The sequence below is a fragment of the Nocardia sp. NPDC004123 genome (assembly GCF_053603795.1).
Genome location: NZ_JBSGGG010000013.1, coordinates 184,209 through 201,162 on the forward strand (window position 1 = coordinate 184,209; position 16,954 = coordinate 201,162).

At 68.7% G+C, this 16,954-nt stretch carries 12 protein-coding genes and 1 pseudogene; 9 read left to right on the forward strand and 4 right to left on the reverse strand.

Annotation, left to right across the window (positions count from 1 at the left end; genetic code table 11):
- Positions 1–286 precede the first annotated feature (286 nt).
- The 7 genes and pseudogenes from ACWEQQ_RS20575 to ACWEQQ_RS20605 all read left to right on the forward strand — a co-directional run bounded on the left by ACWEQQ_RS20575 (position 287) and on the right by ACWEQQ_RS20605 (position 9,059).
- Positions 287–1,195: a serine hydrolase gene (locus ACWEQQ_RS20575; protein ID WP_452349350.1), complete on the forward strand. Its 909-nt coding sequence runs from the start codon at positions 287–289 to the stop codon at positions 1,193–1,195.
- A pseudogene (locus tag ACWEQQ_RS20580) lies at positions 1,159–1,911 on the forward strand (SDR family NAD(P)-dependent oxidoreductase); the annotation flags it as partial. The gene ACWEQQ_RS20575 and the pseudogene ACWEQQ_RS20580, both read left to right, overlap by 37 nt.
- Positions 1,912–2,263: 352 nt before the next feature.
- Entirely contained in the window at positions 2,264–3,925 is a 1,662-nt protein-coding gene (locus ACWEQQ_RS20585) for an acyl-CoA synthetase (protein ID WP_452349296.1), read from the forward strand.
- A 248-nt stretch (positions 3,926–4,173) separates the two neighbouring features.
- Complete coding sequence (locus tag ACWEQQ_RS20590) at positions 4,174–5,835, forward strand: acyl-CoA synthetase (protein WP_452349297.1); 1,662 nt, start codon at positions 4,174–4,176, stop codon at positions 5,833–5,835.
- Between the two features lie 76 nt (positions 5,836–5,911).
- The gene (locus ACWEQQ_RS20595; RefSeq protein ID WP_452339073.1) at positions 5,912–6,487 is read left to right on the forward strand and encodes a hypothetical protein; all 576 of its coding nucleotides are present in this window, start codon (positions 5,912–5,914) and stop codon (positions 6,485–6,487) included.
- A 239-nt stretch (positions 6,488–6,726) separates the two neighbouring features.
- Complete coding sequence (locus tag ACWEQQ_RS20600; RefSeq protein WP_452349298.1) at positions 6,727–8,202, forward strand: PepSY-associated TM helix domain-containing protein; 1,476 nt, start codon at positions 6,727–6,729, stop codon at positions 8,200–8,202.
- Positions 8,203–8,336: 134 nt separating this feature from the next.
- Positions 8,337–9,059 carry a hypothetical protein gene (locus ACWEQQ_RS20605; RefSeq protein ID WP_452349299.1) on the forward strand — a complete coding sequence of 241 codons (723 nt, stop codon included), beginning with the start codon at positions 8,337–8,339 and terminating at the stop codon, positions 9,057–9,059.
- Positions 9,060–9,392: 333 nt separating this feature from the next.
- Here the strand turns inward: ACWEQQ_RS20605 and galK are convergent, their stop codons facing one another.
- A complete protein-coding gene (gene galK / locus ACWEQQ_RS20610; protein ID WP_452349300.1) occupies positions 9,393–10,505 on the reverse strand; it encodes a galactokinase in 1,113 nt (370 codons plus the stop codon).
- Between the two features lie 272 nt (positions 10,506–10,777).
- Between galK and ACWEQQ_RS20615 the strand changes: the two genes are divergently transcribed.
- A complete protein-coding gene (locus tag ACWEQQ_RS20615) occupies positions 10,778–12,298 on the forward strand; it encodes a diguanylate cyclase domain-containing protein (RefSeq protein ID WP_452339069.1) in 1,521 nt (506 codons plus the stop codon).
- Between the two features lie 77 nt (positions 12,299–12,375).
- Here ACWEQQ_RS20615 and ACWEQQ_RS20620 read toward each other — a convergent pair whose 3' ends face one another.
- Both ACWEQQ_RS20620 and ACWEQQ_RS20625 read right to left on the reverse strand, forming a co-directional pair.
- On the reverse strand, positions 12,376–13,128 hold the full coding sequence (locus ACWEQQ_RS20620) for a DUF6319 family protein (protein WP_452349301.1): 753 nt from the start codon (positions 13,126–13,128) through the stop codon (positions 12,376–12,378).
- Between the two features lie 240 nt (positions 13,129–13,368).
- Positions 13,369–13,779, reverse strand: a complete 411-nt coding sequence (locus tag ACWEQQ_RS20625; RefSeq protein WP_364607860.1) for a hypothetical protein — start codon at positions 13,777–13,779, stop codon at positions 13,369–13,371.
- 182 nt (positions 13,780–13,961) lie between these two features.
- Between ACWEQQ_RS20625 and ACWEQQ_RS20630 the strand changes: the two genes are divergently transcribed.
- On the forward strand, positions 13,962–15,926 hold the full coding sequence (locus tag ACWEQQ_RS20630) for a molybdopterin-containing oxidoreductase family protein (RefSeq protein ID WP_452349302.1): 1,965 nt from the start codon (positions 13,962–13,964) through the stop codon (positions 15,924–15,926).
- Positions 15,927–15,935: 9 nt separating this feature from the next.
- On the opposite strand, the gene ACWEQQ_RS20635 is transcribed toward ACWEQQ_RS20630, so the two are convergent.
- Positions 15,936–16,844 (reverse strand): SGNH/GDSL hydrolase family protein, encoded by a 909-nt coding sequence (locus ACWEQQ_RS20635; RefSeq protein WP_452349303.1) that lies wholly within the window; start codon positions 16,842–16,844, stop codon positions 15,936–15,938.
- Positions 16,845–16,954 lie beyond the last annotated feature (110 nt).

The window sequence follows — 16,954 nt, forward strand, 5'->3', positions numbered from 1 at the left end:
GTGATCCGGGTCAGTTTACGAACGCCTTCCACAGGCTGCCGATAACCGGAACGGAGTCGGCGCTGCCCGTGCGGGTTTGCGCGGCCGTCACGTTCACGGCCGACGTCGCGGTCGGCGGGCGGACAATGGCAGGCCGGCCGGGGCTATCGCAGCCATACTCTGATTCAAGCTGGGAGTATCGGCGTTGCAGTTGCTGAAATGTGATTTACGCGGATAGGTTTCGCCGGTGCGTGGATTCAGTAGGCGGATGCTATTGGGGGCCGGCGCTATTGTCGCTGGGGGGATGATGCGGGCGGGGACGGCGCGGGCGGGGGTGCCGCTGGTGGGGCCGGCATTCGATGCGCAGTATCGGGCGATCACGAAGGTGGCCGGCGGGCGGTGGCATTGCCTGGTCAGCGATTTGGGATCGGGGAAGCCGGTTCCGGTGGTGGAGGAGGACGCGGACTTCGTCATCGAGGGGGCCAGTGTGCAGAAGCTGGCGGTGATGACGGCGCTGATGAGTGAGGTGGATGCGGGGCGGATCAAGCTGTCCGACACCACGACTCTCGATGCCGACATGGTGGCCGAGGGCAGCGGGCTGTATTTGAACCAGGCGGCGTTCGGGGATCAGCTCACGGTGGCGAATCTGCTGACCACGATGTTGCAGGTTTCGGACAACACCGCGGTGCGGCTGCTGTCGCGGTTCGTGTCGGGGGAACAGGTCAACGCGACGTTGGATCGGCTGGGTTTCAAGGAGACCCGGGTGGTGCCGTTACCCGGGGAGAGCCGGTTCTACCTGGGGAATACGACGGCGCGGGAGAACAACGACCTGCTGTTCCGGCTGGCGTCGGGGACGCTGCTGTCGAAGGAGTCGACCCAGGCGGTGCTGCGAATCATGACGTGGACCTCGGTGGGATACACCGACGGGATCCGGCGGAACATGTCCTCGGACGAGCGGGCGCGGTTCGCCACCAAACACGGTGCGTCCGAGGACAAGCGGCACGATACCGGGATCATGTTCGATGCGGCGGGGGCGCCGCTGGTGGTGTTCTCGTTCTTCGCCGATCAGGCGCCGGACGCGGACAACTACGGGGCCACGAATCCGGTGGTGGAGGCGCATGCCACGCTGGGACGCGGGTTGCTCGACACCTATACCCATCTGTCGCCGCTGCAGTCGTTCATCGATCCGAAGAAGATCGCCTCGGGCGGACACTGAACGCCGGGCAGCGGAAGCATCAGCCCGCCAGCAGGTTTCGCATGGCGGTGAAGACCTCCGAGGTGCCGCCCAGGGCCGCCGAGCGGGTGGTGAAGGAGGCCGGGCGGATCGACGTCCTGGTCAACAATGCGGGCTACGGCATCGTCGGCGCGATCGAGGAGACCACCGAGGCCGATCTGCGGGACGCCATGGAGGTCATGTTCTTCGGCCCGCTGCGGCTGACCCAGCTGGTCCTCCCTCAGATGCGCGAGCGCCACGCGGGCGCCGTCGTCCAGCTGACCAGCATGGGCGGGTTCCTGTCCTTCGCGGGCGTGGGCGCCTACAGCGCCGCCAAGGGCGCGCTGGAGCTGGCCGGTGAAGCCCTTGCCGCCGAGGTGAATCCGCTCGGCATCCAGGTGCTGATCGTCGAACCCGGGGAATTCCGAACCGGTTTCGCCAAGCCCGCCGCCCTCACCATCGGTTCCGCCATCCCGGACTACGCCGGCACCGTGGGCGCCATCCGCGACGGCCTGCCCGCCTCCGACCAGCAGCAGCAGGGCGATCCCGGCAAGGCCGCGGCCGCCGTCCTCGCGGTGGTCGGCCAGGCGGACGCCCCGCTGCGCCTGGCCCTGGGCCCGGACGCGGTCGGCGCCATCCGCGACAAGCTGGCCACCGTCGCCGCCGAGCTGGACGCCACCGCCCACCTGGGCCTGACCACCGGCTTCGACGAGGCCTGAGCCCGGATATGCGAACAGCCCGCCGATCGGTCGGCGGGCTGTTCGCGTGAGCGCCGGATTACAGCGCGGCCAGCGACGCGCTTCCGGTGCTCATGGCGGCGACGATGTTGGCGAGTGCGGCGAGAATTTCCATGGGGGTACCTCATCGGTTCGGGGAAGGGGAACCCGCAGCCTGGGCGACCCGGGTTACGAGCGAGCTATCAACAGGTGAACACAGTAGGGCCATTCGCTCAGAATTGCCGTGTGTCTGTTGTGACCGAATTTGTGTAACGGCCGTCACAGACCGCTGTTACGGTGACGCTACCGCCGTCGGGTCCGGGCGGTGGACGGCTCGTCAACGGAGGTGGTCCGGATGGCCTCGGTTCTGCATTCGGCTCGGCAGCGCATGGCGCACACCGGTGCGGCGCTCAAGGGTCTGAGGCGTTTGCGGGAGCTGGGGTTGAGCGATCCCACGGACCCGGTGGGGACGGTCCGATTGCTCAGGGACGCCAGGGTTTTCGGGCCGCCGGCGACCGCGGTACGGCGCGCGGCACGCCTGTTCGGGGACCGACCGGCCCTCGCCGACGAGCGGGGTGAGCTCACCTACCGGGAGCTGGACGAGCGGTCGAACGCGCTGGCGCGCGGATTGCAGCGCAATGGCGTCAGACCCGGAACCGTGGTGGGCGTGCTGGCCCGCGATCACCGGGGCCTGGTGCTGACCATGGCGGCGCTGGGCAAACTCGGCGCGCGGCTGGCGCTGATGAACACCGGATTCGCCAAACCGCAGTTCGCCCAGGTCTGCGAGCGCGAGAACGTGCGAGTCGTATTGCACGACAGCGAATTCCTCGGCCTGCTCGACGCCCTGCCGGAGGATCTTCCGCGCATACTGACCTGGGTCGACGAGGGCACCGAAATACCGTCCGGCGCAAAAACTCTGGACGAGCTCATCGCGGCCAACGCGCCGACGCCGCTGCCCGCGCCGAAACAGCCGGGCGGCTTCATCATCCTCACCTCGGGCACCACCGGCCTGCCCAAGGGCGCCCCGCGCGAGCGCACCGGACCGCTGTCGACGGTGCAGATGGTGGACCGCATCGACTTTCCGCAGCAGGGCACGATGGTCATCGTCTCCCCCATCTTCCACTCCACCGGGTTCGCGACCTGGCTGACCGCGTGCGCCTTCGGCAACAAGGTGGTGATGGCGCGCCGCTTCGACGCCGAGCGGACGCTGCGCCTGATCGCCGAGCACCGCGCCGACATGCTGGTGGCGGTGCCGACCATGCTGCATCGAATAGTGGAGCTGGACAAGGAGATTCGCCAGCAGTACGACACCTCGTCGCTGACCGGGATCGTGCTCGCCGGTTCGGCGCTGTCGCCGGAGCTGTCGGTGCGCACGGCCGAGGTGTTCGGGCCGGTGCTCTACAACCTCTACGGCTCCACCGAATGCGCGATCGCCTCGGTCGCCCGGCCCGAGGATCTGGCCCTCGCACCGGGGACGGCGGGACGGGCGCCGCTCACCTGCGAGGTGGCGCTCTTCGACGACGACGGGCGGCGCGTCCTCGCCAAGAACGTGACGGGCCGAGTCTTCATCCGCTCGGGCTCGCCGTTCAAGGGCTACACCGACGGGCGGATGAAGGAGGTCATCGACGGGTACATGTCCAGTGGCGACGTCGGGCACTTCGACGATCGCGGACTGCTGTTCATCGACGGCCGCGATGACGACATGATCGTCTCCGGCGGCGAGAACGTCTTCCCGCAGGAGGTCGAGAACCTGCTGCTGGAGCGCCCCGACGTATTCGATGCGGCCGTGGTCGGCGTGGACGATGTGGAATTCGGTAAGCGCCTGCGCGCGTTCATCGTTCCCGAGCCCGGCGCGAAGCTCGCGCCCGAGGAGATCAAGACCTATGTGAAGGCCAATCTGGCCCGCTACAAGGTGCCGCGGGACGTCTTCTTCCTCGACGATCTACCGCGCAATGCGACCGGCAAACTGCTGCGCCGGGTCCTCGTGGAGTACGAGCCACCCGTCGCGAGTCAGTAGGCGGCACAGCGCCGAGTCAGCAGGCGGCACAGCGCCAAGTCAAGAGGCGGCACAGCACCGATGACGTCCGCGACCCAGCGGCAATCCTGGGATCCCCACCAGCTGCGCGGTTTATTCGTAACCGCGAGTAACGGAGACCTCGGCCACACCCCGCTGCCTGCGCTTGCTAGGGTTAGCACCGCACTGGATCTCGATGTTGCGGTCCGTCGGCCGACTCGTCCGGCGGGGGATCGCGGAAGGTTGTACCCATGTCACTTGCCCTTCCATCGGCTGGCACGGTTCTACGCAAGGCCGGCGATACGGCGCTCAGCGTCAATGCCATGGTCCGAGGGGGACTCTTCAATCCGCTGCGCCCCGATCACGCGGTGCGCTCGGCGCTCAATGTGCTGAAGTTCGGTCCGTTCGCGGGCGCGGTCGTGCACGCGGCCAACACCAATCCCAAGTCCGCGGCCATTGTCGACGAGCGCGGAGAGCTGACCTTCGAGCAGCTCGACCAGCAGTCCAATGCCTTCGCGCGCGGCCTCGCCGCCCAGGGCCTGGGCCCCGGCGATGTGATCGGCGTACTGGCCCGCGACCACCGCGGCATGGTGCTGAGCCTGGTCGCCGCCGGCAAGCTGGGCGTGCGCGCGGTGCTGATGAACACCGGCTTCGCCAAACCGCAGTTCACCGATGTGGCCGCCCGCGAGAACGTCAAGGCGGTGCTGCACGACACCGAGTTCTTCGATCTGATGTCGGCCATTCCGGCCGAGATTCCGCGCATCCTGACCTGGGTCGACGAGCAGGACAATGCCGACCCGTCGATTCCGACCATCGAGTCGGTGGCGGCCGGGCAGTCCACCGCGCCGCTGGCCCCGCCGGAGAAGCCGGGCGGCATGGTCATCCTGACCTCGGGCACCACCGGCACCCCCAAGGGCGCGCCGCGCGACAAGGTCAGTCCGTTCATCACGGCCCAGTTCCTGGATCGAATCCCGTTGCCGCGCAACAGCACCGTGGTGATGGCCGCCCCGATCTTCCACGCCACCGGCCTGTCGCAGTTCACGCTGTCGATCGCGCTGGGCAACCGGGTGGTGTTCCAGCAGCGCCGCTTCGATCCCGAGGGCACGCTGGCCAATATCGAGAAGTTCCGCGCACAGGGTCTGACCGTCGTCCCGACCATGCTGCAGCGCATCCTGGACCTGCCGGAAGAGACGCTGGCGAAGTACAACCCGGCGGAGACCCTGAAGGTCGTCTTCGCCGCCGGCTCGGCCATCCCGCCGGACGTGGTCACCCGCACCCTCGACTACTTCGGCGAGACCCTCTACAACGTGTACGGCTCCACCGAGTGCGCGGTCATGACCGTGGCCACCCCGTCGGAACTGCGCAAGGCCCCGACCACCGCGGGCAAGGCGCCGGTCGGCATTCGCATCGCGCTCTACGACGAGAACCGCAAGCGCATCTCCGCGCCCAACGTGACCGGCACGATCTTCATCGAGAACGGGCACTCCTTCAAGCAGTACACCGACGGCCGCACCAAGGAATACGTGGACGGCCTCATGTCCTCCGGCGACGTCGGCCACTTCGACACCGACGGGCTGCTGTTCATCGACGGCCGCGACGACGACATGATCGTCTCCGGCGGCGAGAACGTCTTCCCGCAGGAGGTCGAGAACCTGCTGTCCAACCGCCACGACATCCTGGAGGCGGCGGTGGTCGGCGTCGACGACCGCGACTTCGGAAAGCGCCTGCGCGCCATCGTGGTTCCGGGGCCCGACTCCAAGCGGGACGTGCAGGAGATCAAGGACTACGTGAAGGAGAACCTGGCGCGCTACAAGGTGCCGCGCGAGGTGATCTTCCTCGATGAACTGCCGCGCAATGCCACCGGGAAGCTGCTGCGCAAGCCGCTGATCGAGATGGAAGTCACGGAGAATTAGCCAAAGCCGTTAGCGCCCCGCCGGTCAACGGCAGGGTACGGATAGGGTCGAGATCAGGCCTGGCTATTATCAGCGCGTGAACATCGAATCCGGCCGCTCTACAGCGCATTCCCGCAGCGATGCTGCGGTATTGCGCGGTGGGGCGGCCGGTTCGGTATCCGGGGCGCTCGCGGTGGCCGCGCACGGCTGGATCTCGGGGGCCGCGCCCCTGGAGTCCGGTCCGCTGACGCTGCTGGTCGCCGCCTCGGCCGCGGTCGGCGCGGTGGTGGCGAGCGTGCACACGCTGCGCACCACGGCCCTCGGGCTGGTGGTCGCGCTGATCGGCGGGCAATTCCTGGGTCACTTCAGCATGATGTGGGGCTCGCCGGGCAGCATGCACCATCACCACCACAATGCCTCGATGTGGAGTCCGGCCATGCTGGCCGCGCACATCGTGGCAGCGTGCGCAGCGGCCGTCGTCATCCTCGGTGCGGAGGCGGCCTATCGGATCGGCACCACGGTGCTGTCCTGGGCGCTGCCGCTACCTATTTCACTACCGGTGCACATCGGGCCGCCGCTGCTGCCCATCGCGCACCGGGATCTCGTCGTGCTGCGCATCTTCGCGGCCGACGTCTTCCGCACTCGCGGACCACCCGCGCTGGTTCGAGGCTGATTCCCTTCTTTTCACACCCGGGCACACGGACTTTCGCGTCCGTGTGACTTCGCTGTGCGCCCGCGTCCGTCGCGGTGGCGTCATGCGCGTCCGGGCTTCCCATGACCGCTGTGCGCACGCGGTGGCAGTCGCGTGCGCACCATGAGGGGGTCATGGTGTGCCCTGACATGCGTCGCCTCGACGTGTTCGCTCCCTGTACCGCGTGTCCCGGGTGTTCCCTCGAACCCGAAAGATCGCTGGTGACAATCACTGACAGCGGTGTCGATACGACACCGCCGCCCTCCCCTACCCGGACGACGGAGCCGCCGCCGTCCGGCCGGCCCCCGAAACGTGGCGCGGGCAATGCCTTTCAGGCGCTCATGCTGCGACTGCACTTCTACGCCGGCGTCTTCGTGGCGCCGTTCATCCTGATCGCGGCCGTGACCGGTGCGCTGTACGCGATCTCGCCGACGCTGGAGACCATCACCTCCAGCGGCCTGCTGCACACCGACTCGACCGGCCCGGCCAAGCCGCTGCGGGAGCAGGTCGCCGCCGGGCAGGCGGCCGAGCCGAACCTGGCGCTGGTGGCGGTGGCCCCGGGACAGCACGCCGGGGAGACCACGCGCGTGCTCTTCAGCGATCCGTCGCTGGGCGAATCCGAGCGCCGCGCGGTGTTCGTCGACCCGGTGACCGCGCAGCCGGTGGGCGACAGCGTCGTCTACGGCAGCTCGGGCGCGCTGCCCATGCGCACCTGGATCGACCAGCTGCACAAGGATCTGCACCTGGGCGCGTTCGGCCGCTACTACAGCGAGATCGCGGCCTCGTGGCTGTGGCTGGTGGCGCTGGCCGGGCTGGTGCTCTGGTACCGGCGGGTGCGGGCGCGGCGCGAGAAGCGGTCGCCCGGCTGGCTGCTGCGGCCGGATCGGTCGCGGACGCGGGCCCGGACACTGAATTGGCATGCGGTGGTGGGTGTCTGGATCCTGCCGGTGCTCCTGCTGCTGTCGGTCACCGGTATGACCTGGTCGAAGTACGCGGGTGAGAACGTCACCCAGCTGCGGCAGGCGATGAGCTGGACCACGCCCGCGGTGAGCGCCAAGCTGCCCGGGTCGACCGGTCCGGCCATGTCCGCGGGCGGTGAACACGATCACCACGGTGGCGGTGCGGCCGCGGCCGTGCCGCCCGCCGACAAGGCGGCACTGGTCGACACCGTGTACGGCGTCGCCCGGGCCAACGGCCTGACCGGGCCCTTGGAGATCAGCATTCCGGCCAAGGACGGCATGGCCTTCGTGGCGCAGGAGCTGCGCCGGCCCGGCCAGTACACCCGCGATGCCATCGCGGTGGACGGCGCGACCGGCAATGTCACCGACAAGCTGCCGTACTCCGACTGGCCGCTCATGGCCAAGCTCACCAACTGGGGCATCCAGTTCCACATGGGCCTGATGTTCGGCCTGGCCAATCAGCTGTTGCTGCTGGTCATCATGGCCGGACTGGTGACGGTGATCGTGCGCGGCTACCTCATGTGGTGGCGGCGCCGCGCGACCAAGGAGTCGAGGCTCGCCGCGGGCAAGGCCCCGCGCCGGGCACTGGCGCAGACCCCGCTGATCGTCCTGGCGCCGTTGGCAGCGGCCGCCGCGGTGGTCGGCTGGTTCGCGCCCATGATCGGCATTCCGCTGCTGGGCTTCCTGGTGATCGACGTGCTGGTGGGTGTGGGAGCCCGCCTGCGCGCCACCGCATAGTCCACGAAAACCGCTGAGCGACACGGCCTCCGGGCCGTGCCGCCGGCCAGTCACATCCTTCCGCGGCTCACGCACATAGCAGAGCCGCGCCATCCGTGCGGCCCCTGACCCGCACTGACGAAAGACGAAACCTGATGAAGCTCAACAAGTTCGCCGTGTCCGCTGCCCTCGTGACGACCGCGCTCGGGGTCACCGCCGGAACCGTGAACGCCGCGCCCGCCCAGTCCGACGCGGGTGTCGTCAACTACAGCGCCACCACCGGCGAGAGGGACCTGACCATCCGCACGGATGCCGGGGCGCTGGTGGTGGACAACGGCGTCCTGAAGATCGAGGCCGCCGACGGAACCACGGTCGCGGGCACCGAATTGTCGTTCCGGGTGGACGATTTCGTTTTCCCGATCGCCGCCGACATCCACGACCGCGTCGCCACGCTCACCCCGCAGTTCGACACCGCCCACGCGGTCTACCAGCCGGTCGCGCTGCCCTTCGAGAACAGCGCCCCCTGGAAGTCGGACTACGAGCGTGAACAGGCCGCCTGGAGCCGCATGACCAGCACCATCTCCATGGGCGCCACGGTCGGCACCCTGGCCGGCGGCCTCGGCGGCGCGGCTCTCGGCTGCCTGCTCGGCGCCGTCGGAGCCGCCGGCCTGGTCACCCTCGGCTCCGCAGGCGTCCTCGCCGCCATGTTCGTCCCGCTCCTCGGCGCAGCCGGCACCGGCTGCCTCATCGGCGCAGGCGCCGTCGGCTTCGTCGGCACCATCGCCGGCCAGCTGTTCGTAACCGCCCCGGTAGCCATCGCCGCCGCAGTCCAGTACTTCACAACCATCACCCAGCCCTCGATCACACCCGCGAAGTAACCCGAAACCCGTTGCCGCCGGCCGATCCACAACTCCACGATCGGCCGGCGGCACCGTGGTTACGACCGAAAAACGGGTGTCCCGTCACCATTTACACCGGCCCGGACGACAGCAGCACACCAACGGTCTCTGTTCACTGCTGTCATACCGCCGAACTGACCGAGGCCGGGCGAATGACCCACGCGCACTACAGTTTCGCGGCCTCGACGACCAGCGCGTTGCTCGGCGGAGCGCTACCGCTCGAGTCCGGCCGCACGTGGATCCTTCTACGGCGGACAGCCGCTGACGACGAGTTGGATGTACAGCGCGGTCGGCCTCTTTCACGACGTCGAGTCAGGCAAGGCGGTGGGCGCCGGCCGAGGGGGTCACCGTGTAGTCGTGGGGTGGGGGGAATCCCTTGGTGGTGAAGGATTCTCGAATGGCGGTGACGATGTCGGGAGTGTCGTCGCGGTCGGCGAGGGCGAGGATGCTGCCACCGAAGCCGGCACCGGTCATGCGGGCGCCGTGCGCGCCGGCGGCGAGGGCCGCGTCGACGGCGGTGTTCAAGGGTGGGGCGGAGACTTCGAAGTCGTCGCGGAGGGATTGATGAGCGGCGGTGAGGAGAGGGGCTATGGTGCGGGGGTCGGCGCCGGTGCGCAATTGTTCGGCTATTTGCAGGACGCGGGCGTTTTCGGTGATCACATGGCGGGCGCGGCGGCGGAGGACGGGGTCGGTGAGGCGGTCGGCTTCGGCGGCGAAGGGGATGTCGCGGAGGGTGGGGGCGTCCAGTTGGGCTGCGGCGGCGGCACATTCGGCGCGGCGGGCGGCGTAGTCGCTGTCCACCAGGCGGTGGGGGGTGCCGGTGTCGATGATGAGCAGCGTCAGGCCGAAGGCGGCCAGGTCGAAGGGGATCTGCTCGGTGGCTCCGGTGCGGGTGTCGAGGAAGAGGAGGTGGCCTGCGGTGCACAGGAGAGCAGCGGACTGGTCGAGGGTGCCGGTGGGGACGCCGGCGTAGACGTTTTCGGCGGCGCGGGCGATGTCGATGAGCTCGGTGTCGGTGATGGCGGGGGCGAACAGGTCCCGCAGGGCGATGGCGACCGAGCAGGACAGGGCCGCCGAGGAGGACAGGCCCGCGCCGATCGGGACGCTGCCGTCGAGGTCGAGGTGGACGCCCGGCACCTCGTGGCCGCGGCGCGCGAATTCCCGGATGACGCCGAGGGGGTAGCGCGACCAGGCGGGGAATTCGGACCAGCCGCCGGCGGCGAGGGCGGCCGTGCTGGTGTCGACGGGGTCATCGGGCGCCTGCCGGGATCTCAGCCGCACCACACCACCCGGTCCGGCCGCCGCGGTGCAGGTCACACCCAGTGGCAGGGCCATCGGGAGCACGTAGCCGTCGTTGTAATCGGTGTGCTCGCCGATGAGATTCACCCGGCCCGGGGCCCACCAGCGTCCCGCCGTCGTTTCCACTTCCGGCTCCTGTTCACAGGTTCGCGCAGGCCGTACGGTTCGATTCGCTGGGGAGCATAACGAGTCTCGCGAAAAGTGATCCTGCGGGTTCGCCGAACTCCGCTCCGGAGCGGCCGTTTTCATGTCATGATCGGATCGGTTGCCCAGATAGTGGCAGCGCCTTTTCTCTACCGGGCACTCTGCCACCGCTGCGCGGGACCTATGCTCGTACCGCAACACTCGGTTGATGATCGGCGGTGTCTTTTCGAGTACTGCTCGGACAAGGGGGGCTGGTGGGAACGGACGCACAACCGGCCGAACGGTCTGGTCCGCGCTTCAAAATCTGCTGGCGCACCGTGTTGTTCGTCGGTGGCGTACTCATTCTCGGACTGCCCATGGTGGTCAATACCCGCGCGGTGGCCCTGGGCACCCTGTTCGTGTCGGTGGCCATCAGCCTCACCATGATCGGGCTCGGTGTACGCAGGTACCACCCCCGCCATCCCCTGCCCTGGTATCTGCTGTCGGCGTCCGCCGTGCAATTCGCCATCGGCACCGGGCTGCGCCACATCTCCGAATCGCAGCGCCACCCCTTCGACGATCTCTTCACCCTCAGCGGGTACTGCTGCGTCGGCGTGGCCGCGGTGCTGTGGCTGCGCCCGCGGCAGAACAGCACCGATCACGATCTGCTGCTGGACTCCGGGCTGATCGGCCTGGGCGCGCTGCTGCTGTCGTGGACGTTCCTCATCTCACCGGTGCTGCACATGACGCACCACACCTACTTCACGACCATCACCTCGGTCGCGGATCCGATCGTGGACGCCCTGCTGCTCACCGTGATCGTGCACTCGGTGATCACCTCGGCGCGCTCGGAAACCTCGCTGCGGCTGGTGCACCTGGCCATGCTGGTGATCCTGGCCGGTGACCTGGCCTACAACCTGGAGACCGCGGGCTCGGCGGTCTTCGGCCGCCAGATCCAGCTGCTGCCACTGCAACTGGGCTTCACGCTGATCGGCGCGGCCGCCCTGCACCCGAGCATGGTGGTCCTGGGCGAGCCGCGCGACATCCATCCGCACAGGTCCCGGCAGCGGGCCAGCATCATCGCCATCGTCATGATCGTGGCCTCGCTGGTGCCGGTGGTGGGCTCCAGCCTCGACACACTCGACCGCGTGGTGGTGTCCTCGCTCTTCGCCCTACTACTAGCGGGCGTACTACTACGCAGTGAACGCGCCATCGAACGCAGCGCCCGCAGCGAACGGCGCGCGCAGTATCAGGCAGACCACGACATGCTCACCGGACTCCTGAACCGCGCCGCCCTGTTGCGGGCGCTGCATCGTAATCGGGAGCGTTGGGCCGGACAGCCTTTGGCCCTGCTGTTCATCGACCTCGACGGCTTCAAGCGGGTCAACGACAACTACGGCCATGCGGTGGGTGACGAGCTCATCGCCAATGCCGCCGCCCGCATTCGCCGTGTGATCCGCCGCGATGACGCGGCCGCCCGCTACGGCGGTGATGAATTCGTGGTGCTCGCCCCGCTCGCGCAGCAGCAGGCCCGCCAGCTGGCGGAGCGGCTGCTGGCCACCCTGGGGGAACCGTTCGAGCTGAGCGCGGCCGAGGTGCGAATAGCGGCCAGTATCGGAATCGCCTGCACCAAGCCACGAGAGACCGAGACCACCGTCTACGAGCTACTGCGCGAGGCGGATTCGGCCATGTACCACGCCAAGGAATACTCCCTCGGCTACATCTTCCACGACGACCTGCGCCGCAGCCGTCCCGAATCCGGTCCTCGCACCTGGCAACGCGAATCCGCGATGTGACCCGGAAGCGGCCCAGCCCTGCACGAAAAGGGTTGGGCCACCGGTCCTCGCGCCGGAGTTACCCGGGTGGAATCTCGTCAGGCCAGGTCTTCGAGTAGCCGACGGGCCGATTCGAGTTCGGCCTGCAGCTGCGCGACCTTGGCATGCTGGGCGGCGCGGACCGACTCGTGGATGGAGTCGACGACCTCGGCGAATTCGGGGTGGAGAATCTTGGCGGCCTGGGCCACAGCGGAACTCGTGACGGCAAGGCCCTTGATGGTGCGCTTCTTGCCGTTCACGACGTCCAGGGTCCACTCCCCCTCGGCGGTGCCGCTGAGGGTGACCGTCACCTCGGGAGCCTTCGGCTTCTTGGCGGCGGCGCTGTTGGCGGCATTGCGGGCCGGACGCGACGCGGCGGGCTTGGCCTTGGCCTCGGGCGCGGATTCCGCAGCCGGCTGCGGGGTCTCGACCTTGGCTTCCGGAGCGGGCGAAGCGCTCGGCGCGCTGGCCGGCATCGTCACGGGAGACGACATCGTCACGGTGGGTTCCTTCCTGGTTGCCGTTTTCGGTTGAGCTCCGGCCGGTTTGGCCGGGTTCTGCCGGGCCGGTTTGGTCAGGGTCACCTCGGTGGGACCGAAGGACAATACATCCTTCGAACCCGTCGGCTTCACCTGCAGGAAATCCCCCTCGGACGGATCCCCGAGGGACATCACCTTTCCGGAACGGCCTTCCGGGACGCCGACCGCCACCGCGGTGAACCACACCATCGGTGGCCGGCCCGCGTCGATTTCCGCGGCGATCTGCCGAATTTCGGTATCCGACAAGGGCTGTGGCTTGGTACGGGTCGACATGGGGCACTCCGGGCGGACGGGGCGGACATCTGCGTGCCAAGAGCATGCACCATGGCACCGACAAATCCACATCCGGAGAACGCACATGGTCACCGCCCGAGAGCCAGTGAACCGTCAGCTACTCCTACTGGTGCGGCCCACAGAGCATGGCCGGCGCTCGTGATCCTAAGCGTCCGCCCCTGTCCCCGCGCAACTTTCGAGGCAGCGCGACCGCCCGGCCGCCCGATTCGCGAGCATCGGTCAGAGTTGCTCGACCCCGCGCAGCACACACCGGACGGTCTGTGGCCGTGACACCGGATTCAGCCGCGTCTCCGTGGTGAAGTCCTGCGTCGAGCCCGGCGCCACCAGCACCTCGGTGCGTGTCCGTTCCAGATCGGTGGATTCCGGCGACATGAAACTGATCACTACCAGATACCGGTGCTCCACCACATCCCGGTTGCTCACCACCGCTGTCGCCTGCCAGCCCGCCGAGGTCCCCGCGCAGGCGGTGACGAAGGCGCTGCGCTGCATCTCGCCCGAGTCGCTGGCGGCCATCTCGCTGTTCGCCTGGTGTACGTGCGCGGCATCGGTGTGGCCGGCGTGGGCGCATCCGGTCAGCAGTGCCGCACATCCCGAGACGACACCGACGAGACCTCGGCCGGGGGTGATCATGAATCTCCCATTCCACCGCGCACTTCCGCCCCCGCACTCCTGTTGCGGCTGATTAGCCGCGCGCCGAGAGTACCCCAGCTCGACAGCGTGTCGTCACATGACGGCATAGGCGTGTCGCACCCGGAAACCGGCCGTACGCTCGCCTTTCGCGCGCCCGAGCGGACCTGCCTACGATCGATCGGGTGAAGGTTCTCGGAGCATGCCCACTCGACTGCCCGGACGCCTGCTCCTGGGTGGTGGACGTGCAGGACGGCCGGGCGACCGGCCTGCGCGGCAACCGCGAGCACCCGGTCACCCGGGGCGCGCTGTGCGTGAAGGTGAACCGCTACCTCGACCAGGTCCACTCCCCCGAGCGCCTCACCCGGCCACTGCGCCGGGTCGGCCGCAAGGGCGAGGGCCGCTTCGAACCGATCACCTGGGACGAGGCGCTCGACGAGATCGCCAACCGGCTCACCGGCATCATCGCCGAGTACGGCGGCGAGGCCGTCTGGCCCTTCCACGGCACCGGCAGCCTCGGCTACATCCAAGGACTGGAGGGCTTCTCCGGCCGGCGGTTCTTCAATGCGCTCGGCGCCTCCCTGCACGACCCGACCATCTGCTCCGTCGCGGGAAGCACGGGTCTGAAATACACCCTGGGCACCGCGGGCGGCATGGACCCGGAGCAGCTGGCGCAGTCGCGGCTGATCCTGCTGTGGGGCACCAATCCGCTCAGCTCCGGGCATCATGTCTGGAAGTTCATCCAGGACAGCGGCGCGTACACGGTGGCCATCGACCCGGTGCGCACCCGCACCGCCGAACGCTGTGACGAACACCTCGCCCCGCTGCCCGGCACCGACGCGGCGCTGGCGCTGGGGCTCATGCACGTCATCGTCGGGCTGGGGGCCGAGGACACCGAGTTCCTGGAAACCCGCACCGAGGGCTGGCCCGAATTCCGCGAGCGCATCGCGCAGTACCCGCCGGAGCGGGTCGCCGAGATCACCGGGCTGCCGGTGGAACGCATAGTGGCTCTGGGCGAACGCATCGCCCGCACCCGGCCCACGGCCATTCGCGCCGCGCAGGGAATGCAGCGGCACGCGGGCGGCGGGATGGCGCTGCGCACCCTGGCCTGCCTGCCCGGTGTCACCGGCGACTGGGCGATTCCCGGTGGCGGACTGCACTATTCGACCAGCGGGCACTTCCGGCTCGACACCCCCGCGCTGATGCGATTCGATCTGCTGCCGCATCCGGTGCGGACGCTGTCCATGACCCGCATGGGCGAGGTGCTGCTGAATGCCGACGGGCCGCCGGTCAAGGCGCTGTTCGTGATCGCGGCGAATCCGGTGGGCTCCAATCCCGATCAGCGCCGGGTGATCGAGGGCCTGTCCCGCGAGGATCTGTTCACCGTTGTCCTGGAACACTTTCCGACCGACACGGTCGACTACGCCGATATCGTCCTCCCGGCCACCATGCAGCCCGAGCACCTCGATGTGCTGGCCGCGTACGGCAATCTCTATCTGGTCTGGAACGAACCGGCAGTGACCCCGCCCGGTGAATGCCTGCCCACCACCGAGACCTTCCGCCGGCTGGCCCGGCGCCTGGGGCTGACCGAACCGGCGCTGTACGAGTCGGATGAGGACCTGGCGAACCAGCTGTTGAAACAGTACGACGTCGACCGGCTGCGCGCCGACGGCTTCCTGAGGATCGATCCGCGCCCGGTGCCGGTGGACAAGCTCCGGTTCGTCTCGGACCGCGCGGCGCGGGCCGGCCACGATCCGCTGGCCGGGTACACCCCGCCCGCCGATCCGGGCGACGGACTGGTGCTGATCTCCGCGGCGTCGCACTATTTCCTGAACACCAGCTTCGGCATCGATCCCGAATTACGCAGGCGCGCAGGCGAACCGACCGTCACGCTCCATCCCGGGGACGCGGCGGCGCGCGGCATCGCGGACGGCGATCCGGTCACCGTCCGCAATGACCGCGGCTCCTTCGAGGCCGTCGCCGAGGTGTCCGACCGGGTCCGGCCCGGTGTCGCCGCGACCACGAAGGGCCGCTGGGCCAAGCACTCCGGCGGTGCGACGGTGAATGCGACGGTCGCGGAACGTGATTCGGACTTCGGCGGCGGCGCGGTGTTCCACGACAACCGGGTATCGATCACCCCGCGCCGCTGACTGCGCCGGTCAGGAGGTGGCGTCCAGGGTCTCCAGGACCCGCCGCGCCTGGTAGTCCGCGCCGAGCTGGTTGGGGTGGAACGGCACCGCGAGCCCGACCGGGCTGCCCGAGAACGGCAGCAGCCCCTCCACCCAGCGGGTGCCGACGGGCCGGCAGGCGTCGTGCCCGGAGCTGCCGTCGTAGGTGTCGACGAACTCGACTCCGGTCTCGGCGGCCACCCGCCCGAGCATGTCGTGCAGTTCGATCAGCTTCTGCCCCAGCCAGATGGCGTCGGCGTCGGAGATGGGGATCTCCGGCCAGCAGCCGCCGTCGAGGCCGATGCCCTCGAAGTAGTCGAGCAGCAGGATGCGGGCGTGCGGGGCGCGCTCGCGAATGCCGGCGATGGTGGCGGCCACCCGGGGTTCGGTGCGGGCGATGTTCTGCGACATCCGGTCGACGCCTCCCACCACCATCTCGTTCAGGCAGGGGCTGACGGCCGGGTCGAGGGTGATGCAGTCGGTGACGGTGGCCGCGAGATCCGCGTCATTGCCGCCGATTTCGAGGGTGACCAGGTCGGTGTTCTCGGTCAGCCGGTCGAACTGCGGCGCGTTGTCGCCCAGCGCGGTGTGCTGCGGCCGGGTCATGTTGGCGGTGACCGCGCCGCCGCAGGTGGCGTCGCGGAACACCGGCACGGCCAGGGCCGCGGCGACCTGCTTGGCGTAATTGTGGACGCTCTGTACGCACGGCGCCGGGGTGAAGGCGGTGGTGAGCTGGCTCAGGGTGGCGTCGGCGGCCCAGGAATCGCCCAGGGCCACATACTCGTTGACGGCTGTGCCGGTGTCGGGGGCGGCGGGTTCGGCCTGGGCGGCGGCGGTCGGCACGAGGGCGGCGGTGAGCACGAGGGCGGCCACGGTCAGCAGTGCACGCGAGGTCTTCATGTCGGTTCTCCCCTGGACCAGCCCAATACCGAACATTGAACTGTATTCAGCTCGGAAACCTAACAGCTGCAGGACCGCCGCGCGCGGCGAATTCAAACAATCCTCGGTCG